The 22,126-nt window shown below is 65.2% G+C and carries 19 protein-coding genes and 1 pseudogene; 8 read left to right on the forward strand and 12 right to left on the reverse strand.

The genetic code is table 11. The features are described from left to right. Positions 1–421 precede the first annotated feature (421 nt). The 12 genes and pseudogenes from gspD to SSKA14_RS21700 all read right to left on the reverse strand — a co-directional run bounded on the left by gspD (position 422) and on the right by SSKA14_RS21700 (position 13,092). Complete coding sequence (gspD, locus tag SSKA14_RS21645) at positions 422–2,623, reverse strand: type II secretion system secretin GspD (RefSeq protein WP_008265660.1); 2,202 nt, start codon at positions 2,621–2,623, stop codon at positions 422–424. A 9-nt stretch (positions 2,624–2,632) separates the two neighbouring features. After that, positions 2,633–3,418 (reverse strand): hypothetical protein, encoded by a 786-nt coding sequence (locus SSKA14_RS21650; RefSeq protein WP_008266652.1) that lies wholly within the window; start codon positions 3,416–3,418, stop codon positions 2,633–2,635. After that, the gene (gene gspM / locus SSKA14_RS21655; RefSeq protein WP_008264697.1) at positions 3,408–4,115 is read right to left on the reverse strand and encodes a type II secretion system protein GspM; all 708 of its coding nucleotides are present in this window, start codon (positions 4,113–4,115) and stop codon (positions 3,408–3,410) included. Before gspM ends, SSKA14_RS21650 begins: the two co-directional genes overlap by 11 nt. Further along, positions 4,096–5,241, reverse strand: a complete 1,146-nt coding sequence (locus SSKA14_RS21660; protein WP_008264645.1) for a PilN domain-containing protein — start codon at positions 5,239–5,241, stop codon at positions 4,096–4,098. The genes gspM and SSKA14_RS21660 overlap by 20 nt, the downstream gene beginning before the upstream one ends. Beyond that, the gene (locus SSKA14_RS21665) at positions 5,238–6,101 is read right to left on the reverse strand and encodes a general secretion pathway protein GspK (protein WP_008268216.1); all 864 of its coding nucleotides are present in this window, start codon (positions 6,099–6,101) and stop codon (positions 5,238–5,240) included. Before SSKA14_RS21665 ends, SSKA14_RS21660 begins: the two co-directional genes overlap by 4 nt. Further along, positions 6,098–6,730 (reverse strand): type II secretion system protein J, encoded by a 633-nt coding sequence (locus SSKA14_RS21670; protein WP_040008952.1) that lies wholly within the window; start codon positions 6,728–6,730, stop codon positions 6,098–6,100. The genes SSKA14_RS21665 and SSKA14_RS21670 overlap by 4 nt, the downstream gene beginning before the upstream one ends. Next, positions 6,727–7,146 carry a prepilin-type N-terminal cleavage/methylation domain-containing protein gene (locus SSKA14_RS21675; RefSeq protein WP_040008956.1) on the reverse strand — a complete coding sequence of 140 codons (420 nt, stop codon included), beginning with the start codon at positions 7,144–7,146 and terminating at the stop codon, positions 6,727–6,729. Before SSKA14_RS21675 ends, SSKA14_RS21670 begins: the two co-directional genes overlap by 4 nt. Beyond that, positions 7,143–7,637: a GspH/FimT family pseudopilin gene (locus SSKA14_RS21680; RefSeq protein ID WP_040008959.1), complete on the reverse strand. Its 495-nt coding sequence runs from the start codon at positions 7,635–7,637 to the stop codon at positions 7,143–7,145. Before SSKA14_RS21680 ends, SSKA14_RS21675 begins: the two co-directional genes overlap by 4 nt. 6 nt (positions 7,638–7,643) lie before the next feature. Then, a complete protein-coding gene (gspG, locus tag SSKA14_RS21685) occupies positions 7,644–8,087 on the reverse strand; it encodes a type II secretion system major pseudopilin GspG (protein ID WP_004154150.1) in 444 nt (147 codons plus the stop codon). A 49-nt stretch (positions 8,088–8,136) separates the two neighbouring features. Further along, positions 8,137–9,356 (reverse strand): annotated as a pseudogene (locus SSKA14_RS21690) (type II secretion system F family protein). A gap of 24 nt (positions 9,357–9,380) precedes the next feature. Beyond that, positions 9,381–11,102, reverse strand: coding sequence for a type II secretion system ATPase GspE (gene gspE, locus SSKA14_RS21695; protein WP_008265613.1), 1,722 nt, complete (start codon positions 11,100–11,102; stop codon positions 9,381–9,383). 136 nt (positions 11,103–11,238) lie between these two features. Next, positions 11,239–13,092 carry a S8 family serine peptidase gene (locus SSKA14_RS21700; protein ID WP_040009932.1) on the reverse strand — a complete coding sequence of 618 codons (1,854 nt, stop codon included), beginning with the start codon at positions 13,090–13,092 and terminating at the stop codon, positions 11,239–11,241. 892 nt (positions 13,093–13,984) lie between these two features. On the opposite strand from SSKA14_RS21700, the gene SSKA14_RS21705 reads away from it, so the two are divergent. The 8 genes from SSKA14_RS21705 (at position 13,985) to SSKA14_RS21730 (ending at position 21,941) form a co-directional block, all read left to right on the forward strand. Further along, on the forward strand, positions 13,985–14,623 hold the full coding sequence (locus tag SSKA14_RS21705) for a hypothetical protein (protein ID WP_148239704.1): 639 nt from the start codon (positions 13,985–13,987) through the stop codon (positions 14,621–14,623). A 165-nt stretch (positions 14,624–14,788) separates the two neighbouring features. Further along, positions 14,789–15,268, forward strand: coding sequence for a DUF6631 family protein (locus tag SSKA14_RS21710; RefSeq protein ID WP_332306293.1), 480 nt, complete (start codon positions 14,789–14,791; stop codon positions 15,266–15,268). Next, the gene (locus SSKA14_RS23900) at positions 15,265–15,486 is read left to right on the forward strand and encodes a hypothetical protein (RefSeq protein ID WP_148239706.1); all 222 of its coding nucleotides are present in this window, start codon (positions 15,265–15,267) and stop codon (positions 15,484–15,486) included. Before SSKA14_RS21710 ends, SSKA14_RS23900 begins: the two co-directional genes overlap by 4 nt. Positions 15,487–15,488: 2 nt before the next feature. Next, the gene (locus SSKA14_RS21715) at positions 15,489–18,992 is read left to right on the forward strand and encodes a phage tail length tape measure family protein (protein ID WP_008266553.1); all 3,504 of its coding nucleotides are present in this window, start codon (positions 15,489–15,491) and stop codon (positions 18,990–18,992) included. Positions 18,993–19,245: 253 nt separating this feature from the next. Next, positions 19,246–19,671: a Mor transcription activator family protein gene (locus SSKA14_RS23630; RefSeq protein ID WP_148239708.1), complete on the forward strand. Its 426-nt coding sequence runs from the start codon at positions 19,246–19,248 to the stop codon at positions 19,669–19,671. A 71-nt stretch (positions 19,672–19,742) separates the two neighbouring features. Beyond that, entirely contained in the window at positions 19,743–20,315 is a 573-nt protein-coding gene (locus tag SSKA14_RS21720; RefSeq protein ID WP_008265881.1) for a hypothetical protein, read from the forward strand. Between the two features lie 9 nt (positions 20,316–20,324). Continuing rightward, the gene (locus SSKA14_RS21725) at positions 20,325–21,119 is read left to right on the forward strand and encodes a hypothetical protein (RefSeq protein WP_008267828.1); all 795 of its coding nucleotides are present in this window, start codon (positions 20,325–20,327) and stop codon (positions 21,117–21,119) included. Between the two features lie 432 nt (positions 21,120–21,551). Then, a complete protein-coding gene (locus SSKA14_RS21730; RefSeq protein WP_008266197.1) occupies positions 21,552–21,941 on the forward strand; it encodes a hypothetical protein in 390 nt (129 codons plus the stop codon). The last annotated feature ends 185 nt before the right edge of the window (positions 21,942–22,126 follow it).

The raw sequence follows: 22,126 nt of genomic DNA on the forward strand, positions 1-22,126 counted from the left end.
TGTGGGCTCGGTCGCCGCATCCATGCGGCTCACGCCCCCGCAACCGCACCCACCCCGCCTTCGACAGTTTCCTGCGAGCTGCCGGGCCTTGCTTTCTGTAGAGCCGAGCCATGCTCGGCTCAGATCTCACAGATATCGAAATATTCGATTTCGATGGAGAGTCATCCACACATCGCGTGGATCCAGCGTGTCGACCAAGGTCGACACCTACCCACAGCCGCAGGAATCTGTCAGAGGCGGGGCGGTGTCGGATTGCGGGGTGTCCGCGGCATGGATGCCGCGGCCAAGCCCCCAGGGATGGGTTTACGGCGTCCCCGCAATCCGACACCGCCCCGCCATCCCTCAGTAGCCCGCTGTTGCTGTTGCTGTTGCTGTTGCCTTGGCCTCTGCGGGTGCCGGGCGCCGCCCGGCCGCAAACCCCTTACTTCTTCGCGCGCGGCTGGTTCAGCGGCTCCATCGCCCGGAAGCGCTGGCTGTACTCGTCGGTCAGATTCCGCGATTCCTGGGCGTTGCGGACGATGGTCGGGGTCAGCAGCACGATCACCTCCGAACGACGGCTGGTGCGGGTCTTCTGCCCGAACAACGCACCGACCACCGGGATCTTGCTCAGGCCCGGGATGCCGCTGCTGCCATCGGTGGCCGAATCGGTGATCAGGCCGGCCAGCATGATGGTGTCGCCGCTCTGTACCGCCGCTTCGGTGGACAGCTTCTTGGTCGAGATGCGCGGGTTGCAGTTGCGCTCGGTCGGATTGCAGGTCTCCGGCACATCCGACGCGCTGCTCACTTCCTGCACGATGTCCAGGAACACCGTGCCATCACGGGTCACGCGCGGGCGCACCTTGAGGATCACGCCGGTATCGATGTACTGCACCGAGCTGTAGCTGCTGGTGCCCACGCCGGTGTTCACCGTGGTGGTGTTGATCGGCACCTTGTCGCCGACATTGAGCGTGGCCTCGGCGTTGTTGCGCACGAACACCGAAGGCGTCTGCAGCAGGCGCACATCGGTGACCTTGTCCAGCGCGCTCACCACCGCCGCGCCGTTGTGGCCGGTGAATGCCCAGCCGAGACCATCGGCGCCGGTCACGGCGCCCGCGAAACTGCTCCAGGAACCGCCCGCAGCGGCCGGCAGGGTCACGCCGCCCAATGCACCGGTCAGTTTCTGCCCGAGCACCGCATTGTCGAAGAACCAGTTGACGCCGTACTTCAGGTCACCGGTCAGCGCGACCTCGGCCACCTGCGCTTCGATGTGCACCTGTAGCGGCATCACGTCCAGCTTTTCGATCACTTCGCGGATCGAGCGCCAGGCCTGCGGGGTCGAGCGCACCAGCAGGGTGTTGGTTTCCTCCACCGCCGACACGCCCACGCGGTCGCCTTCCACTTCCAGGCTGATGCTGACATTGCCGGACTGGCGCTGCGGCAGGTTCATGCTGCCGTTGTTGCTGCCACCGGTGCTGCTACCAGAAGTCGAGCCGAAGTTGCTGCCGTTGCTGCTGTCCATGCCACGGTCGCCGTCGCTGCCCAGCTGCGACGGAATCGCACCGGGTGCCAACGATGCCGGGCTGGAGCCGCCGCGGTTGCCGCTGCTGGCGAAGGCTTCACCGAGACGTTCGGCCAGGTCGCGCGCCTTGATGTAGCGCAGTTCATAGGAGAACAGGCGGGCGCTGCCACCGGCGGTGTCGATGCGGTCCAGCCACTGCTGGATCTGGTCCAGGTAGCGCACCTGCGGGGTGATCACCAGCACGGCGTTTGCATTCTCCAGCGGCAGGAAGCGGAACATGCCCGCGCTGGGGGTCTTGCTTTCCTCGCCGAACACTTTCTCCAGGTCGGCGGCGACCTGCTCGGCCTTGCCCGACTGGATCGGGAACACGCCCACCGACATGCCCGACAGCCAGTCGACGTCGAAGATCTCGACGGTGCGCATGTAGTTTTCCAGCTCGGCGCGGGTACCGCCGAGCGTGATCACGTTGCGGCCGCTGTCGACGTTGACGATGGCGTTGGGCCGCGCATACGGCTCCAGCACCTTCTTCATCTCGCTGGCGGAGATGAACTGCAGCGGGATCACCCTTACTTCGAAGCCGCGCGCGCTGGCCGCCGGCGCGGTGCTGGGCGCAACGGTTCCAGCCAGGGCCTGGTCGGCGGCGACGATGTTGTAGCGGCCGCCGCTGTACACCATGCGCGCGTTGTTCCAGCCCAGCACCATTTCCAGCAGGTTCAACGCCTGTGCCGGCGACACCGGCTTGGGCGTGGCCAGGGTGACCGTGCCCTGCACCCCCGGTGCGATCACGTAGTTCTGGCCCAGCATGTCACCCAGGATGGCCTTGACCACCGCATGCACCGACTCGCCTTCGAAATTGAAGGTCGCCTCGCCGGTACTGGCCCCGTGCAGTGCCGGTGCGGGTGCGCGTGCCGCTTCGCGGTTGATCATGGTGCCGGTGCCGCGACGGATCACCGCCTGCGGGGCCCCCTGGGCATCACGGGCAGCATCGGCGGCGACCTCCGCGGCCTGTCCGGCCTCGGTGGTGGATGTCAGGTTGCCTTTGCGCTGCACATGCGGCGCGGACACGGTGCTGCAGCCGACCAGCAGCGCGAGGGCAAAGGACCAGGGAAGAAAACGCAGGCTCATGCATTCACTCTATCGGTTGGTGCCATCGCCTGGGGGCGGCGACGGTTGTTGCTGCTGTTGTTGCTGCAGCTGGCGGCGACGGGCCTGGATGCGTTCGCGGATGGCCTGCATCTGCGCTTCGCTGGGGCCGTTGTTGTTGGCAGGGGGTGTAGCGGCCGCCGGCGGCACGCTGCCAGCCGGCTGCGGCGGTGGCTGCGCACTTGCCGCAGCCGGGGGCGGCGCGGGCGGGGCACCGGCCGGCGGCGGTACCACGATCGCACCGGCCGGCGGCGCACCGTTGGCGCCACGCAGTACGGTGGGTGGTTCACCGCCCTGGCCGTTGAACACGGCCAGTTCCAGCACCTGGCTGCCACCGGGGCCGATCACCGTGGCCCGGCGCGGTTCCAGCGCCACCAGCTGCCAGCCATCCACGGCGTCACCGTTGAGGCGCAGCCGCACCGAGCGGTTCTGCTCGGTGGTGAAGGTGGCCATGCTGAAATTGCCGGTCATCAGCACGCCGGTCAGGCGCAGGGCCGCGCTGGCGGCTGGCTCGCTGCCACCGAGCAGGTAGGGCCGCGGCCTGCGGTCTTCGGCGAACAGCGGGCGTTCGCCGATCGCGCTGTAGCTGTCTGCGCTGGCCATGCGCTCGGCGGCCAGGGCTGGCAGCGCCGGTAACGACGGCGCTGCATCCGCATCGCCGTCGGCGCCGGGCAACTGGCTGCCAAGGCCGAAGCCGGTGGCCAGCCAGATCGCCGCCGCCCAACCCGCCAATGCCAGCAGGAAGCCGGTGCGCAGGCTGATCTGCTCAAGTTTCATCGGCCACCTCCTGCCCCTCGGCCGGCGCCGCCGGGGCGGGCGCCGCGGCCGCCGGCGACGGCTGCGGCTGCGCGGCCGGTTCGGCCGCCGGGGCCGGCGTGGCCGCGTCGGTCGCCGCACCCGGCAACAGATAGCCCGCCAGTTCGAATGACACATCCAGGCCCAGCCCGGATTCGTTCGGTGACTGCTGGAAGCGCTGCGCGATCAGGTTGAGGTTGTCGACGAACAGGCGCGGGCTGCCGGTTTCCAGGCTGTGCAGCACCGTGGCCAGTTCGGCGACGCCACAGCGCAGGCGCACCTGCATGGCGACGCGCACGAACTCGGCATCGCGCCGGTTGTCGGTCAGCGGCGTACGGTTGCTGATGGTGCAGCTGCGGTTGCCCGGGCTGGCCATTGCCACCGCATCCTGCAGCTTCGCGCCCAGCGCGGCTGCGGCAGCTTCGGCAGTGGCTTCGCGCAGGAAACCGGGGCGCTGCTGCAACGCTTCGCGGGTGGCGCGCAGGCGCTGTTCGATCTGCGGCTGCTGCTGCAGCTGCGCCTGCACGCGCGCCTCGCGCTCGCGCAGCGCCGCGACATCGGCATCGATCTCACGCAGGGGCTGGGTGAACCATGGGTGCACCAGCAGCAGGTAGGCCAGGCCCAGCACTGCCAGCAGCAGTGCCAGTGCCAGCCAGCGGTCACGGCGTGCGCTTGGCATCGGCATCGGCCGCCTCCCGGGTCGGGGCAGCCGCCGGCAACGGCTGCAGCTCTGCGGTCATGGTGAAACGATCACGGCCACTGGCAGCGCCATCGGCCTGCAATACACCGGTCAGATTGACCTTGCGCCACTGCGGTGCGTCCTGCAGCAGCTGCACCAGCTGCGAGGCTTCGCGGCTGAGCCCGATCAGCTGCAGGTTGTTGTTCTCGATGGCGAGCTTTTCCAGATAGGTGCCCTCCGGCAGGCGCCGGGTCAACTCGGTCCAGATGTCGACCGTGCCTGCGCGCTGGCTGCGCTGCTTTTCCAGGAACGCGGCACCGTCGATAAGCGCCTGCAGCTGCGCACGCTCACTGGCCACGCCACGCGCACTGCGTGCGCTGCGTTCCACCTGGGCACGCAGTTCGTCGGCCGCTGCGCGGCGGTTGTCCAGCAGTTGCAGGCCGGCAAGCACCAGCATCACCACGGCAGCCACGCCCAACAGCAGGTTCCAGCGCCGCATCGGATCGGCCTGCAGCTGGCGCTGCGCGGGCGGCAGCAGGTTCACCTGCAGGGTGTTGCCCTGCGCGTCGATCGCATCGACACCGGCCAACGCATCGGCCCAGGGGCCCACGCTGCCGCGCCAGGCATCCAGCTGGCGCAACGGCCAGGCCACCAGCTCGACCTGCAGCTGGCCCTCGCCGGCCGCTCCTAGCTCGCGCACGTCATAGCTGACCTGGCTGGATTCGAACGGCGTCTGGCGGTCGATCTCGAAGCCGACCACCGCACGCAGGCGGTCGGCGGCGGCGGCCGGCAACCGCAGATGGCGACGCAGCACCTCGCTGGCCGGCAGCAGCCACACGCGCGGTAGGCTGCGCAGGCGTGCTTCCAGGACCCGTTCCAGCTCGGCCGGCGACAATGGCCACGGCAGCCGCGCCACGGACTCACGGCGCTCGCCGGCCTCACGCCAGACCTGCAGCTGGTCGCCCTCACGCTGCAGCAGCAGGCGTGCCTGCGCCCAACCCAGCGCCCACTGCCAACGGACCGGCACCCAGGCCAGCAACGACTGCCGCCACCAGCGCAGGAAACGGCCGGCGCCAGGACCGATCCGGCCCTGCACCTGTCGCAGACTGTCCTGCCACGCCGTCATCTTGCTGTCATTCCCTGCTCCCAGCGAAGCACTGTGTAGGTCCGCCCGGGAACCCCGCCCGAGCCGTTGCGTACCACTGCCTGCAGCACTGACCGGCGTCCACTGCCGTCGGTGACACGGGACTCGATACTATAGGTGCCACTGCTGCTGGCAAGCGTTGACGCACCCGCAGCGGAATCGGCGTCACGCTCCTGCTGGGCGCGCTGGGCAAGAAGGGTGTCCGCATCCAGGCCCAATGCCGTCAGCACCGGTGCGCTGGCAAACTGCGGATCCGGCCGCGACTGGCGGCTGTACAGGGTCAGGTGCGGAAGCATGGCCCGGTACAGCGGGCCACGCATGCCCAGCACCCGCTGCAGCTCGCCCAGGGTCTCAAAACGCTTGTTGCGCGGGCCGTACGGCAGCCCCGCCGCGGCGTAGTCGGGCGCCTCGGCGCCGCCGCCGGGCTGCAGCAGACTGTCTTCGTCACGCCAGTCGACGATGGCACCGGCCAGCTGCCGGGCACTGCCGTCTTCCTCGCCCAGCGCCTTCAGGAACGCCTCCAGCAGTGCCACGTCGGCCAGGTTCAGATTGATCTTGCCGTTCTCATCAAGCACCGTGATCTCGATGTTGGCGTCATCGAACTGCCAGCGATAGGTGCGGCCGTCGGCGCGCCAGGGCGCCCGCTGCGGGTCGGCGGACAGGCGCATCAGCGCATATTCCATGCCCGCGCGTGCGCGTTCCTGGCCCCGCGCGTCGCCATCGAGCACCTGCTGCTGCAGATGCTCGACGCGCGCGCTCAGCGCGAAGGCCCCCACCAGCGCCGTCATCAGCGCGATCAGCCACAGCACCAGCACCAGCGCCGCACCCCGTACCCGGTTCATCGCGCACCTCCGCTGCCACCAGCGCGCGGCGCTACCACCAGCGCTGGCCAGGGCGTGCCCTTGGCCGGCACGACCTGGATCTCCACCAGCATCGGCAAGCGACGCGTATCGTCCCAGCGTGGCATCCAGTCGGTCACCAGGCCGGTGCTGGCGTCGATGCCGCGATAGCGCAGCTGCACCGATTTCAGGTTGTCCACCAGCACTTCCGGCGGGCGCGGCGGGTTTTCGGCGATGTGCTCGCCTTCCTGCAGCAGCACCAGGTCCAGCAGCAGGCGCTGCTGGCCGCTGCGGCCTTCCACCTGCAACGCGTGCAGGTAGGCACCGCCGCGGCCGAGGTAGCCCGGAAGATCGGCCGCGAACAGCATGCGCTGCTCTTCGCCCTGGAAGTAGATCGGCTCGCGGGTAGGGTCCGGCGCTTCCAGCGGCGTACGCAGCGCCGCGGACAGCTGCCGCCGCAACAGCGCTTCCACCGCACGCATGCGCTCGCTCTCGGCGGCGATCTGCTCGCCGCGCTGGCTGACCGCCATCGCCGAGCGCACGCTGGCGAACGCCAGCGCCAGGCCCCCGGCCAGCAGCACCGTAGCCAGCATCACTTCCACCAGGGTGAAGCCTGCGGCACCGCGCTTCATCGCGCGCTCTCCAGGTCTGGCGGCAACAGGCGCAGGCTGCGCCAGCGAAGCTGCTCGCGTTCGCTGTCGCCCCAGCGCACCTGCAGTTGCAGTTCGGCCAGCCACGGCATTCCCGGCGCCTGCGTTTGCGCCTGGTTGCCGGCTCGCGGCTCCACCCACGGCTGCACCTGCAGTTCCCAGTGATAGCGCCCCTGTTCCCAGTCACCCTGCTGGCTGCCGACCTGCAACGGCGAGGCCACACCGGCTTCGGCCAGCAACGACTGCGCATGCAGCACTGCACGCGTACGCACCTCGGCTTCGCGCACCTGCTTCGCACCACCGGAGAGACTTCCCAGCAGCAGGGTCAGCGCCAACCCGAGCAGGGCGAAGGCGATGATCACTTCCAGCAGGGTGAAGCCACGCGCGCGCCGCTTCATTGTTCCCGCCAGGGGCCGGAACGGACTTCGCCGGTCAACCAGCCGACATCGATGCGCCATTCGGCGCCGTCGCGCTGCAGGCGGATGCGGCCGCCGCTGGAACCACCATCCGGGTGGAACTCGATCACGCCCTGCCCCGGCGCCCTGGCCAGCTGCGCGGCGCCTTCGAACTGCACCTGCAGCTGTAGCGGCACTTCACCCACGCGCTGGTTGGCGCCTTCCCAGCGACGTCGCGCTGGTTCGATGACGAAGCGCTGCGGCTCGCCGCGGGCGATCGCCTGCGCGCGCACCATGCGCAGCTGGTTGGCAATGTCCTTGCCGGCACTGCGCAGCTGCATGCCGGAGAACCCCCGCGACAGCCCAGCTGCGGTGATCAGCCCGATCGCCGCGATCAGCGCGATCACCAGCAGCATCTCCAGCAGCGACAGTCCCGCTGCGCGCCTGCCGTGCAGGCGCGGGCGTGGCAGCCGGCGCGGCAGGAAATACGTCATGCAGAATCAGGGCTGGTAGCGGATGTCAGCGTCGACGCTGCTGCCGCCGGCCTTGCCGTCCTTGCCCAGGCTGACCAGTTCGTAGGGCTGGCCTTCGCCCGGCGCGCGGTATTCCAGCGCATGGCCCCACGGGTCGTTCAGGTCGGCCGGCTTGGCATACGGCCCCAGCCAGCCGCCGACGCCGGCCGGTGCGGTCACCAGATCATTGAGCGAGCCCGGCAGCTTGCCGGTGTCGATCTGGTAGTTGTCGATCTTGGACGCGACGGTCTGCACCTGGGCCTTGGCAATGTTGGCCTTGCCGCGATCGGCACCGCCGAGCACGCGGCTGGCGACCAGGGTCAGCACCGCGCCGATCAGCACGATGACGATGATGATTTCCAGCAGGCTCATGCCCGACTGGTTGCGCGCGGCGGTGAAGGAAAGGCGGATCGGTCGACGGGAAGCAATCATGGTCGGTCCTTTCGGTTGCGGAGTGTCGGGGTTGCGTAGGGATCCATCGTCAACCGATGGCATTGGTCAGGTCATACAGCGGCACCAGCACCGCCACGATCACCGCACCGACCACCGAGGCCAGCACCAGGGTGATCGCCGGCACCATCGCCGCCAGCAGGCGGTCGATGCGTCGGGCGCTGTCCTGTTCAAACGTATCGGCGGCCTTCAGCAGCATGGTATCGAGCGCACCGGATTCCTCGCCGACCTGGATCATCTGCAGGCCAGGCGCGGGAACCGCTTGCCGCGTGACAGCGCCAGCGACAGGCCGGCACCGTTCTTCACTTCATCGGCAGCCGCCTCGACATCGGCGGCCAGCGCACGGTTGCCCAGTACGTTGCGGGCAATGCCCAGCGCACCGAGCAGAGGAACGCCATTGCGCAGCAGCGTGCCCAGCGTGCGCGCAAGCCGTGCGGTTTCCAGTTCACCCAAGAGGCGGCCGATGCCACGCCGCTGCAGCAGCCAGCCGTCCAAGGCCAAGCGGAAGGCCGGTTGCCGCGCCTTGCGTTCGAAGAACAACGCGAGCACGGCCGGCACCACCAGCAGCAACACCCACCAGTCGCGCACGAACAAGCCCAGTTGCAGCACCGCGTTGGTGAACCACGGCAGCGCTACATCCAGGCTTTCGTACATCTGCGCGAACTGCGGCACCACGTAACCAAGCAGGAACAGCAGCGCGCCGCCCACCACCACCAGCAGGATCGCCGGATAGACCAGCGCGTTGATCACCTTGCCCTGCAGCGCGCGGCTGCGTTCCAGGTAATCGGCCAGGCGCTGCAGGGTTTCATGCAGGCTGCCGCCGGCTTCGCCGGCACGCACCATGTTCACGTACAGGCGCGAAAACAGGCCGTGCTGGCGTTCCAGCGCGGTGGACAGCGGCGCACCGCCGCGCACCACGTCGCGGATGTCGGTGATTGCGCGACGTGAACGCTCGTCTTCCGGAAGGCCCAGCAGGATCGACAGCGCGCGGTCCAGCGGCTGGCCGGCGCCAAGCAGGGTCGCCAGCTGCTGGGTGAACTGCAGCAGCGCAGCACCCTGCAGCGGGCGCTGGCGCAGCAGGCTGCGCCAGTTGCTGGCGCCGATCGCACCACCGTCGGCCAACTGCGTTTCCATCGGTAGGTGGCCCTGGTCCTGCAGGCGCGCGACCAGTTCGGCCTCGCTGGCCGCTTCCATCTGCCCGTCGAAGATCTCGCCGTGCGGATTGAGTGCCCTGTAGCGATAGTTCGGCATGTCAGCCCCGGCGTCCTGCGCGCATCAGCTTTCCTCGGTCACGCGCAGCACTTCCTCGATGGTGGTCTGCCCGCTCAGCGCCTTGGACAGGCCATCTTCGTACATGGTGCGCATGCCGGCTTCGCGCGCGATGCGCTCGATCTCGCCCATGCCGTCACGGCGCATTACCGCACGCCGCAGCGCATCGTTCATCACCAGGAATTCCATGATGGTGGTGCGGCCGAGGTAACCAGTCGGCGCCAGCGCCGAAGGCTTTGGGCGGAACAGGTGGATCGGGCCTTCGGGCTGCAGGCGGCGCAGCTCGAAGCGTTCGATCTCTTCCGGCGAGGCTGCGTAGCGCTCGGCGTGGGTCGGCTCCAGCCGGCGCACCAGGCGCTGGGCCAGGATGCCGTTGATGGTGGAGGTGAGCAGGTAGTCCTCCACGCCCATGTCGAGCAGGCGGGTGATGCCGCCGGCCGCATTGTTGGTGTGCAGGGTGGACAGCACCAGGTGGCCGGTCAGCGCCGACTGGATGGCGATGCGCGCGGTTTCCAGATCGCGCATTTCACCGATCATGATGATGTCCGGGTCCTGGCGCACGATGCTGCGCAGGGCGTTGGCGAAATCCAGCCCGATCTGCGGCTTGGCCTGGATCTGGTTGATGCCCTCGATCTGGTACTCGACCGGATCTTCGACGGTGATGATCTTGACGTCGGCGGTGTTGAGCTGGCTGAGCGCGGTGTACAGCGTGGTGGTCTTGCCTGAACCGGTCGGGCCGGTGACCAGCAGGATGCCGTGCGGTTGTTCCAGCACCTTGCGGAACTGCGGCAGGAAGGCATCGGTAAAGCCGAGCCGATGGAAATCGAATACCACCGTTTCACGGTCGAGCAGGCGCATCACGACGCTCTCGCCATGCGCGGTCGGTACGGTGCTTACGCGCAGGTCCAGTTCCTTGCCCTGCACGCGCAGCATGATGCGGCCGTCCTGCGGCAGGCGGCGCTCGGCGATGTTGAGCCGGGCCATGATCTTGATGCGGCTGATCACCGCGGCGGTCAGGTTGGCCGGCGGGCTTTCGCCCTCCACCAGCACGCCATCGACGCGGTAACGCACCTTGAGCCGGCTTTCGAAGGGTTCGACGTGGATGTCCGAGGCACGCAGTTCCACCGCACGCTGGATCACCAGGTTGACCAGGCGGATCACCGGCGCTTCCGAGGCAAGATCGCGCAGGTGCTCGATGTCGTCGACCGCACCGCCCTCGCCGTCGGCGGTTTCCACGATCGCGCCCATCGCACTGCGCCCCTGGCCGAACCAGCGTTCGACCAGATCGTCGATCTCCGCGCGCATGCCCAGCACCGGCGTCACCGGAACCCCCAGCGCCAGCTGCACCGCCTGCTGCGGGTAGGCGTCGTGGGCGTCGGCCAGCCACAACCGGACGCCCTGTTCATTCAATTCCAGCGGGCATACGTGGAACTGCTTCAGGAAACGCAGCGACAGCGGCAGGCCTTCGGCCAGCGCCTGCGGCGGGGCTTCGGGTACCTGCTTGCCCTCCAGCAGCGGCAGGCCCAGCACCTCGGCGCTGGCCTGCGCCTGGTCGCGCTCGGAAACCAGCCCCAACCGCACCAGCAGGCCGAGCAGGCTGCCGCCGGCCTCGGCATGCAGCGGCCGCGCGCGCGCCAGGTCCCCTTCCTTGAGCCGGCCACGCGCCAGCAGCGCATCCAGGATGCGGCCTTCGGCGTCGTCGGTAACGGTTGCGGCGAGCGCGTTCACGTGACTCTCCTGTCAGTCGTTCCGACTTTAGCAGTTAAGCCGTGATTTCCGCCGCCCCTCGGCCACCTTTCGTAAAAAGACGAAGCCCGTCACACAGGATGACGGGCCTCGGCCATTCAACTACGTCGGCAGGTGCTTACTGCGTGGCAAGGATGCTCACGCCGTTGTAGGCCGCCTCGCCTACCACCTTGATGTAATAGGTGCCGGCGGCCGGTGCCGTCACCCGCACCGTTTCCGAAGTGCCCGGGCGGGTCGAACGCGCATCGTTGTCGGTGGCACTCGGCTCGCGGCCCTGGGCCAGATAGACCGAGACGTTGCCGGTACCGCCGTAGGTGATGACGCTGAGCTGCTTGCCGGCCACCGCCTCGAAGCTGTACAGCGTGCTGCTGCCGGCCCCACCGTTCAGGCCACCGATGGCGGCCTTGTTGGTCAGCGGTGTGGCGACCGGCCCGCAGTTCTCGGTGCAGGGCTCTTCCAGTGCCTTGGCCAGCGCGGCCTTGGCATCGACGATGCCGGTGCCGATCGGGGTGGCAGCCGGAATGGAGACCGGGAACGGACGCGCGGTTTCCTTCAGCAGGGTGCGCATCGCGGCCGGAGTCAGCGGATCCTTGCCCTTGGCGATCAACGCGCTCTGCACCAGTGCAGCGACGGCAGCGACATGCGGCGACGCCATCGAGGTACCGCCCAGACCCATGTAGCTGGGCGTACCCGACTCCGGCGTGGTGGCCGCATTGGAGCCGGCCTGCCAGATGTAGCCGCCCGGGTTGCCATCGACGCTGCCACCACCACCCGGACCGGACAGGTCCACGCGGGTGCCGTAGTTGGAGTAGTAGGTGATGCCACCGGTGATGCGGGTGGCACCCACGGTCACTACGCCTTCGCAGCTGGCCGGCCGGTACTTGGATGCGTTGTCGGTTTCGTTGCCGGCGGCCACCACCACCGTGGTACCGCGCGAGATGGCACCGTTGATCGCGTCCTGATACGTGCTGCCGCAGGCGCCGCTGCCGCCCAGGCTCATGTTGATGATCTCGGCCGGGTTGGTGTTGGCCGGAATGCCCGCCACGGTGCCACCAGAAGCCCAGATCACGCCGTCGGCGATATCGGACAGGTAGCCGCCGCATTTGCCGAGCACACGCACCGGCAGCACCTTGGCCTTGTGCGCAACGCCGGCCATGCCGACACCGTTGTTGGTCTGCTCGGCAACGGTGCCGGCCACGTGGGTACCGTGCCAGGAGCTCTCTTCGGCCACCGAACCGGTGTAGCACTCGTTGTCGTTCTCGACCCAGTCACCATAGTCCTGTGCACCAGGCACGCGGTCATTGGTCGGGCGTCGCGAGGTTTCCGCATCGCTGATGAAGTCGTAGCCTTCCAGCAGGTTGCCGACCAGATCGGGATGCTGCGGCAGGATGCCGGTATCGATCACCGCCACCACGATGCCCTCGCCCTTGGAGACATCCCATGCTGACGGCGCGTTGATGCCGCCGGTGGCGTTGTAGTAGTGCCACTGGTACTGCTGGTACAGCGGATCATTCGGCACCAGCGCCGGCTGCACGTCACCAGCACGCAGTTCAGTGCGGCGCAGCTTCACGTCGGCCTCGGCGTACTGCACCGCCGGGTCGGCCTGGAGTTCCTTCAGCACGCGCTGCAGTTCGGCAGGCGCAAGGCGTCCCTGCAGGCGGATCAGGTCGGCGCCGACACCAAGCCGGCGCACTACCTGCGGCCCAAGCGTGCTGGCACGAGTGGTGCCGCCGGACAGGCTGGCGCGGGTCAGCGCGGACTGCACGGTGGACAGCTTGGCCGAGCGGTCGCTCGCCGCAGCGGTGCCGGTGCGGTACTTGACGATGATGCGTTCGGTGCCCGGCTCTGCGGTGCTGGCCTGGCGCACCGGCTCACGGGTCGGCAACCCTGCGGCGTGGACGGCACCAACCGCAGTCATCGACAGCACGGCGGCGGCAAGCACATTGATGCGAAGGTTCTGCTTCTTGATCACGTCAAAATTCCTCTTCTGGGTCATGGATCGAACCAACACTGCGGCCATCATTCCTTGATGTTCCGAGGTGAGATATTCCAAGGGAGCACGGCGGGATAATTGATGGCGGACTACCCGGGATGTGGCGGGACTACCTCGTGCAGATCCGACAGCATTGCGTCAGCGGCAATCCCTGCCAGGGCGCGCCGAATGTTGCGCGGGCGCAACATTTGAGCCAGCCTCACCTCCACCCCAAGTGTTTCGCATGCGACACATTTCGGACTCAAAGTCCGTTTTGACGTAGCGGAGTGACTGTGCCGCTGGCCCGACCCGGACTCTGGCCGCCCCGCCCGCTACGCACCCAAAAGCGACACCGTGTCGCTTTTCGAACCTTCGCATCCATTGATGCCGGCCCCAAATGTTGCGACGTCGCGACATTTGAGACCGCTTGAGTGTTCCCGGTTCGTTTGGCCAGAGCCGACCAAATGCGTCGAAATCGACGCATTTGGAGCCTTCGTCGCCTTGCCTCAATCACGCGCCAAATGCCGCGATTTCGCGGCATTTGGCGCGTCACAGGAGCGCTCAAATGTTTCGACGTCGAAACATTTTGGTTGAGGGTGAGCCTGGCTGAAATGTCGCGCATGCGCGACATTTGGCCCGCCGCCAAGAACAGTCAAATCGTGCGACATCGCACGATTTGACTGCCCGAAAAGTGACAACGTGTCACTTTTCCCTTGCCTACCCACGGTCTCAGCTCCCAAATCATGCGAATTCGCATGATTTTCCTCTCCTGGCCGTAGGGGCAAAACGCTCAGCGCCGAGCGTTTTGAGCGAAACCTCATTTCTAGAAACTGGTTTCGGAGACTTGCTCTGACGTCGTCGGGATACTCCCATCGCCCGGACAGCTGTCCGGGTGAATCGCCTGGTCATGCGCTATTCGGTGGAACGATATCGCTTCCCCGAGCGTTCAACCGGCGACTGTCATGAACACCGTCTGGAGCAAAGCGTGTCGGCCAACAAAACCTTTTTCGAAGAGGTCACGGACGTTATCTGTCTGATCCTCAGTAGTGCGGACGTCCCGCACGCCGACACCCTCGCGGTATCCAGGCAATTGTGCCGCCGAATCAAGGCCCAGTTCGGAGGCAGCACGATCTACCTGCCGACGAACCGGTCAAAGGCAGGAGGGCACGCAAGCAAATTGGGCATGGAGCTCCTCGACTTGGTTGAGGATGAGGTCTGCCATCAACTTCGCCAGGCAGGCTTGCTGGATGAACTGGAGCGGGCCGTTGCGGCAGATGACATTCGCCAGGAACTACTGACTCGATGCCGCTCTCTCTGCATCTACGTGCCGAGCGGCCAGAGCGATGCTGCATTGGCACGGGCGCTACAGGCCCATTCTCATCTCCAGAACAACAAGAGCCGCAGTGAAATAGCGACCATGCTGAATGTATCGACCCAAGCGGTCTGCAAGATGATCCGGCGCGCAGAGAGACACCTCCAAACGACGAAAAAGCTAAAGGGCGGTGAGCATCCAAAGGAAAGCCAGGCATGACGCCACTTGGCGCCGACTGGACAAGAGCCGAAATGTTTCGCATGCGAAACATTTGCCTCCCGCCATAGAGGGCAAAGCGCCGTTAACACGCCTTCCATACCACGCGTACCCGGACCTGGGTCCGCAAGAGACAGCTGTCCACTTTTGATTCAATCCCTTCACAAATTGAGAGGTGCAAAATGGCGACACGGATCGGAAATACTGCGAAAAACCCCGGCGGCGGCACCTCACAAGGGGGGGGCAGATTCCAGTGCAGAAGCGGGCAACGAAGAGCTGGAAATCCTGATGGGCGAAGGCCAAGTAAAGGTGGCTGATCGGCAGCTCTCAGTGCGTGAGTACACATTCGCCGAGGGGCTGTTCATCCAGGCTACCGCTCGAGGCTTCATGGAAGACCTCTACGGGGTCTTCAAGCCAGGCAGCACCGTCCCCAGCTTCGAGCAGGTCAGCGAAGTCTGCGCTCGCAACGCTGATGTGATTTTGGACCTGATGTCCAAGTCCGCAAACGTCGAGCGCAGCTGGGTTGAGTCGTTGAGCGAAGCTGAGGGTGAGCTGCTGATGCTTGCCTGGTGGAGGGTGAATTCGGGTTTTTTTATCCGACGGGTTCTCCGGCGCGCAATCGCAGAGGCCCCCCAAAGCAGCCCGTGAGCTGGGCCAAGGTCTTCAGTGCCTTGGCGAGTGCAGGGTACGGATCATGCGAGCAGCTCAAGGCGATGACAGGACGACAGTTGCAGCTTCTGTATCGCGAATCTCAGTTGCAGCGCCGCCGCTTTCGCGCTGAGCGCATCAACGACATAAATGCCGCGACGAACGGCGCACCCAAAGAAACCGCAGCGTTACTACGGCAACTGCTGTCAGAGGAATAATCATGGCAAGTAAGCGCAGCCTGGAACTGGCGATGCGTATCGCGGTGGACATTGAGCACGCGCAAAAGGCGCTGCCGGTGTTGCAGCGTGGCTTGAGCTCGATCAAGGAATCTGGCGCCGCTGCGGGCGCCGGACTTGACACGCTGGCGCAGAAGTCCAGTAAGGCCGCGCAGTCCATTGATCGTGCCAGTAGGAGCAGTTCAGACTCAGCAGGGCGCATTGAAGAGGCCGGAGCAAGTGCTGCCAAAGGCGCGGCGGGCATGGAAGCGGCGGGTAGCTCCGCCAAATCGATGTCGGCAGACGTTGCTGCTGCGGCCGATCGCGTAAGGTCATCCGGCAGCGCCGTTCAAAAGACGGTGGCTGATGAAATCCGGATGATTGGAGAGCTCGATGCGCGTCTAGAACGCGGCGCGGCCAGCATGGCCGACCTGGCCGAAACTGAGACGCTGCTCGATAGGGCCATGTCCAGAGGGTTGCTCAGCACCGAGGACTACAACAACGCAATCAAAGCCCTGGATAAGCAGGGTGGCGCGCTGGTGCGCACTGAGCGCCAGCGTGAACAGTCTGTCGAGGGCGCTATCGGACGTTACGACCGAGCCTCGGCGAAGCTCCAGAAGCTGGAGCAGGACGAGCGTGCGCTCAAGACGGCTGTAGATTCAGGTCGGATCAGTCGCGACCAGTACAACCGCTCGATGGCGGACCTGGCAGCGCAACGAAATGCCGTCAAGAACGCTGACGCGATCTCGCGTGCGATGGGTGCTGGCGCAGTGTCTGCGGGCCAGTATCAGGCGGCGATGCGGCAGCTGCCCGCCCAAATCACCGACATTACGACCAGTCTCGCAACCGGCATGCCCATCTGGATGGTTGCTGTGCAGCAAGGCGGCCAGATCAAGGACTCATTTGGCGGCATTGGACCTGCTGCCAGGGCAGTGGCGGCAGCGATCAACCCGATGGTACTCGCCGTCGGCGGCACTGCTGCGGTTCTGGGTTCAATGGCATACATGGCCCACCGTGGCTACACGGAATTGCTATCCCTGGAGTCGGCGATCATTGCCAATGGCGGCAGCTCCGGCCGGACGGCGGGCCAGCTCAGCCAGTTGGCCGGTGAAATTGGTGGACTGGTCAAGGACTACCATCTTGCACGGGCCTCGGTTGAGCAGCTCACCCGCAGCGGCCAACTGTCGGGAAAGGCGCTTGACGATGCAAGCCGCGCGTCGGCCGCACTGGCAAAACTGACTGGAGATTCCATTGAATCGACCACGTCCAAGATTTCCGAGCTGGCCAAGTCGCCTACCGACACGCTGCGCAAGCTCAATGATCAATACGGCTTTCTGACGGTAGAGGTCTATGAGCATGTACGCGCCCTGGAAGAACAGGGGAACGAGACCGATGCCGTTCGGGTTGCGGTCGAGTACATGGCCGACGTCTATACCGACCGCCTCAAGCGGGTTCAGGATGCCACTCGCGGCCTGACAGGCTTCGTGGGGGAGCTGCGCCAGGAGTGGCAAGCCTTCACCTCCGAACTCAAGAGCATCTCCAACCCAACCCTTGAAATTGAGATTGCCAAAGTGCAGCAGCAACTGGCTGCGCTTCGAAGTGGAGCCTTCGTTGCCCCTCGCTATCTGAGCGATCAGAACAGGGCCAACGACATTGCCGAACTGGAGCGACGGCTGGCACTGCTGAAATCGCAGAAGCAAGACCAGGATGAACTTGCGTCGGGCGAGGCTTTCGTCACGGAGCTGCGTCGCAAGGGTGTTGCCGTGGCTGATGATCTTGCTCGCTCGCTGGATAGCGGGGCCAGCAAGGCCGAAAAGCTCAAGAAGGCCACGGAAGAAGTCGCCAACCAGTTCCGCACGCTACGTGCTATCGCCCCTGAGAGCGCCCTGCTCAAGGGGGTGGTGTTTGGCGAGGATGGCAGTGTCGGTGGTGGAGCCTATGATCGGCGGGTCAAGCAGCTTCAAAGCCAGTATCGAGAAACCTCGCCCAAGGCACCCAAAACCGACGCGCAGAAGGATGAGGCCGCTGCACAGCGCGAACTGGAGCGGCTGAAGCAACAAATCCAGTTGGTCGGAACGCTGGATGAGATGCACAAGAGGGCAACGGAAACTGCCCGCATCGAGGCCGCCATCGCCGAGGGTCAGTTCCAGAACGCCACCGCCCGCACCAAGCAGGAGTTGCTGGACAAGGCCAAGGAAAAAGACTTGGCCGATCAGCGCCTGGAGGCAGAGCGGCAAATGCTCGGGGTCCGCGACCGTATTGCTCAACTCCAGGGGAGCGGCCCGGACGCAGAGCTGGCCAAGACCCGACGCGAGCTCAATCTGCTGAAGCAAGAGCTTGAGGGCTTGGGTGAAACCGCCAAGGCCGCTGATGTGGCAAAGCTGCTCAACCTCAGCGAGGCAAGCGCCCGCTTCAAGACGCTACAGGACACCTATAACCAGACGATGGGGTCCATCGCGCTGGAGCAACAGCGCATCCAGGTGGAGCTCCAGGCAGGTCTCATTACCGAGGCGCAGGCCCAGCAGAGTGTTGTCTCCATCTACCAGAAGAAGCTGGGTGCGATCAGGGAGATTCTCCCGGAGATGCGAGCCATTGCCCTGACGCTGAAGGATCCGGCGGTCGCGGCGGCGGTAGACCAGATAGAGGTAAAGCTCCAGGAGATGGCGCAAACGACCAGTCTGCTCCAGCAGTCCATACGCAACACCCTTGAAGGGTCGTTCAAGAATCTGTTCATGTCACTGGTTACACAAACCGACTCGCTCAGCGACTCGATTGCCAACTTCTTCTCCAGCCTGGCTCAAGGTATTGCCGAGTTTGCCGCAGCGCAGCTGGCTCAGGCCGCCGCAATGCGCTTGATGAGCCTCTTTCCAGGATCAGGCAATGGTGGTGGCGGTGACGGTGCCCAGCAGATGGCCAAAGCCGCAACCGTCGCAGCGGCCGCAGGCGCGGCCATTGGCCTTGGAGCCACGAAGCTGGAGACCTCGGCAACAACACTCAGCTCTTCCGGACTTGGCCTGGTGATTGGCGCACAGGCGGTCAGCAAGGCGGCCAGTCAGATGCAGGCCGCTGCGGCCGCTATGGCGGTGTCCAGTGCGGCAAGCTTTGCAACCGGTGGTTGGACGGGGCCTGGCAGCAAATACCAGCCTGCCGGCATCGTGCATGCCGATGAGTTCGTTTTGCGCCAGGAAGTGACCCGGCAGTCCGGCGCAAAGACATTCCTCTCGGCCTTCAATCGCGTCGGTATGGCTGCCATTCGGGGATGGCGTGACGGCTATGCAGATGGCGGGCCGGTCAGCCTGGGACAGCCCATGTCGGTGTCTCAGCCGATGGTGCGGATGGCGGCCGCTGCCACTCCGCCCAGCCAGGCACCAAGTATTGGGCTGCGCATGGTGAACGTGGTGGAACCCAGTTTGCTGGAGAACTACCTGGACGATCCCGGTAGTGACCATGTGTTTGTAAACAAGATCAGCCGCAATTCGGCATCGATCCGTCAGGTTTTGGGAGGCTGACGTGGCAAATAGTGATTCGAAGACGCATATCCACCACAAGATAGGTGGCGTCACGCTTCCAGACAGGTGTCAGACACCTGCGACTGCCGTCGGTGCTGTCGGTGGGCGAAGCCAGGGTCGGGGTGGAGCCGTGGGAGGTCTCGTTGCCTCGCCGCGCGAGGGTTCCGGAGCGCTTGAGAGCTTGGGGGGGGCGGTTGAGCTGGCGCTGCGTAGCTTGCGTGCCGAGGTACATATCCCCACGGTTGTACAGGCAGTGGTCCAGCGCATCGCCCGTGAGTACGGCGGGGTCAACCTGTGCTTTCCAGTTTCCGCCGAGAGCGCCGGACGACGTTGCGACACAAAGGTACGCCGCGACGGGTTCATGCAGTGCCTGAAAGAGGAGGTCATCGCTCAGTTGGCGAAGCTGGGCTGTGACCAGGCACGTCGGGAATCTGCAGGGGGAGCTGCGGTGGCAGCAGTGTCCACGACATTCTCTGGCGGCTCGGTCTATATCCCTTCGATGGCAGCTGCCCGCCAGGCCGAGCAGCACGTGGCAATTGTTGCTCGCTACCGCGCAGGCGAAAGAACCCATGACATCGCCGCCACCTTTGGCATCTCCGAGCGCTCTGTTCGTCGCATCTTGCAGCGAACGCGCGAACGGAACAGGCGCAGTGCAAACAGCCGAGCAGGCACTGATTAAAGCCGTGCATTCCAATCAGCACCGTTGATCAGTCAGCGGCCATCAACCTATTGCGTGGCAGGACTTCCACTATGGCACTACGTGCATTTCAGATATTTCGGGCGGGCACATGGAACTCTCAGTCCGGTCCCATCACCGTCGACAAACGGGCGGTCAGCGCCGTTGCGATCAACTACAGCCAGGCACTGAAGTCTGCGCCCTTGGTGATCGGACACCCTGACGATGAATCGAACACCTTTGGCCAGGTGCGCGGCCTGGCCGATATGGATGGCGAGCTGTACGCCTTCGCCGATGTGGCTGATGGCCTGATCAGTTCGGTGCGGAGCGGCAATTACAAGAACGTTTCAGCCTCGATCTACTTTCCCAACACGCCAGGCAATCCCATGCCGGGTAGCTACTACCTGCGTCACGTGGGCTTTCTGGGCGCTCAGGCTCCGGCTGTGAAGGGAATGCAGCCTTTGAGCTTTGCAGAGCCAGCACATGGCGGCACTCCCGCTGCGGCGAACTTCTCCATACCCGTTGGAGCTCAGGTTGATCGCACGCAGATGCAACTGTACGAACTCGCGCGTGACGTGCAGCACGCCAATCCGTCTATCGGCTTTATCCAAGCCGCGATCATGGCCCAAAGGGCCATCCAACGATAAGAGGTCACCATGAGCAGCATCACGGAAATCCAGTCCAGCATCGAAAGCCTGGGCGCGATCAAAGAGAAGATCAACACCGCCGTTGCCGAGCGTTACCAGCGACTGGAAGTCCTGGCGGCAGAGCGCAGCAAGATCACCTCACAGCCAATTTCACGCACGGACTACATCGCGCTCATGTGGCGCATGTTGGATTTGAAGGCTGACCACTATCGTGCGCGGCTGACACAAAATCTCAGAAACAGTATCTTCGGGAGCCATGACCGCGCCGATAAGAAGCCCACGGTTGAGACGGCGATGAGCGTCAACGCGATGAAAGCCGACGACATGCTGGGCACGCTGCCGGGCGGACTACGTGGAGCCGTCTACGGCGGGGACTTTGACCCGGACCCGGTGAGCCAGCTTGCCGCAACCTACTTCCTCTTGGATGAAATGAAGCTGGCTACGGCTGACGCCCTGGATGGCATCGCCAATTGGCCGAAGGCTCTTCCGTTGAAAGAGTCCCTGGCGAAGATCGGTGACATTGACCGGGAGATGCTGACCATCGAATCCGAGCTGGAGTTGCTGAAGAAGGATGCGCACCGCATCGGCCTGGCACTACCGCCCAAGCCGGTGAAGGTCGAACCGATTCAGCCGGGCAGTTGGGAGTGGCTGAATAAGATGACTGAAGACATGGCTCGCCGTCGGCGGCAGGAAGAGATTGATGATCCGCTCCGCGCCAGGGCAATCGTCGTGCGGGATGGCGTCCGGGGCTGGATGCGCATGAACCTGGAGACCGGCCTGGAGGAATTCGTTCCCGAGCGCTGAGCCAGGCGCTGACGGACAAGCGGTGCGTGTCCGTGGGCTGCGGCCCAAACAACGACCGCAGGGTGGGCCGCTCTTTCGGCCGTTGGCCGTTCGCCAAGTTCTCCGATGGCGGAGTCACGGGGCGGTGACCACCCATCCACAAAGATGTTGCATGTGGGGTCGCGGGGGTGTAGTGTTTCCCACGTCGCCCCACATGTGGCGGCCGGGATTGGCGTCCCGAGTACCTGAGGCGCAGCAAGCGCCCATCGCCCGATGAAGGCGCTTTTTTGTTGTCCCGCATCGGGCGGGGGCAGGTCCACCGATTCTGCGGTGGGCGGTGCGCGGGGGCCGCAAGGCCCACCGGTCCTCAGGCCGGCACGCCAACCGCGTACCGTCCGCCACCCAATTGGCGTTGGGCTGGCGGTCACTCATCAAAAGACCTGAGGACCCGACATGAACACGATTATCGCAAGCTCGCCGCAGTCCAACTCGCTCAAGCGGGCAGCATCCCAAGCCCATGATGACCTGGGCACCGTCTCTTCTGCCTTGAACGGTCTGCGCGACGCGCTTGAGGTCCGGGGCGGCCATGACGCCATCAACCGCGACAACCTTGCCATGCTCTTCTACGCCATCGAGCCTCGTAACTTCCCCGAGGGTGTGGGCGAAGAAGGTGTTGCCGAGGCGCGGGCCGCGATCATTGACCTGATCTCCCCCGAGTCCAACCTGAACGGCATTTCGCGCGCCCGCGTGTGGTCGCTGGTCTCCCTGCTGGCCAAGTTGCAGGAGGCGGCCGTCAACCGGCTCGGGGAGATTGTGCACAGCCAGTCGGTTGCCGAGGCCTAAGCCCGGCCTCCGGCACAGGACTCCACGAAAGACGCCCCGGCCCTCCGGGGCGTTTCTGTATCTGCAAATTCGTTGCACTCTCCGTAAACTGCGGCAGCACCCATTTATCGCGCGTTCCCTGCCTCATTTATCGCGCGCCGCTACACCTTGACGACTCCCGGCCGGCCCAGCCGGGATTGCCGTGA

The organism is Stenotrophomonas sp. SKA14, from assembly GCF_000158575.1.
Taxonomy (GTDB): Bacteria; Pseudomonadota; Gammaproteobacteria; order Xanthomonadales; family Xanthomonadaceae; genus Stenotrophomonas; species Stenotrophomonas forensis.

Coding starts and splice junctions, on each gene's coding strand:
- gspD (WP_008265660.1), bottom strand. CDS start 2,623: ATGAGCCTGCGTTTTCTTCCCTGGTCCTTTGCCCTCGCGCTGCTGGTC.
- SSKA14_RS21660 (WP_008264645.1), bottom strand. CDS start 5,241: ATGACGGCGTGGCAGGACAGTCTGCGACAGGTGCAGGGCCGGATCGGT.
- SSKA14_RS21715 (WP_008266553.1), top strand. CDS start 15,489: ATGGCAAGTAAGCGCAGCCTGGAACTGGCGATGCGTATCGCGGTGGAC.
- SSKA14_RS21730 (WP_008266197.1), top strand. CDS start 21,552: ATGAACACGATTATCGCAAGCTCGCCGCAGTCCAACTCGCTCAAGCGG.
- SSKA14_RS21675 (WP_040008956.1), bottom strand. CDS start 7,146: ATGAAGCGGCGCGCGCGTGGCTTCACCCTGCTGGAAGTGATCATCGCC.
- gspG (WP_004154150.1), bottom strand. CDS start 8,087: ATGATTGCTTCCCGTCGACCGATCCGCCTTTCCTTCACCGCCGCGCGC.
- SSKA14_RS21725 (WP_008267828.1), top strand. CDS start 20,325: ATGAGCAGCATCACGGAAATCCAGTCCAGCATCGAAAGCCTGGGCGCG.
- SSKA14_RS21665 (WP_008268216.1), bottom strand. CDS start 6,101: ATGAACCGGGTACGGGGTGCGGCGCTGGTGCTGGTGCTGTGGCTGATC.
- gspM (WP_008264697.1), bottom strand. CDS start 4,115: ATGCCAAGCGCACGCCGTGACCGCTGGCTGGCACTGGCACTGCTGCTG.
- SSKA14_RS21680 (WP_040008959.1), bottom strand. CDS start 7,637: ATGACGTATTTCCTGCCGCGCCGGCTGCCACGCCCGCGCCTGCACGGC.
- SSKA14_RS21720 (WP_008265881.1), top strand. CDS start 19,743: ATGGCACTACGTGCATTTCAGATATTTCGGGCGGGCACATGGAACTCT.
- SSKA14_RS21650 (WP_008266652.1), bottom strand. CDS start 3,418: ATGAAACTTGAGCAGATCAGCCTGCGCACCGGCTTCCTGCTGGCATTG.
- SSKA14_RS21670 (WP_040008952.1), bottom strand. CDS start 6,730: ATGAAGCGCGGTGCCGCAGGCTTCACCCTGGTGGAAGTGATGCTGGCT.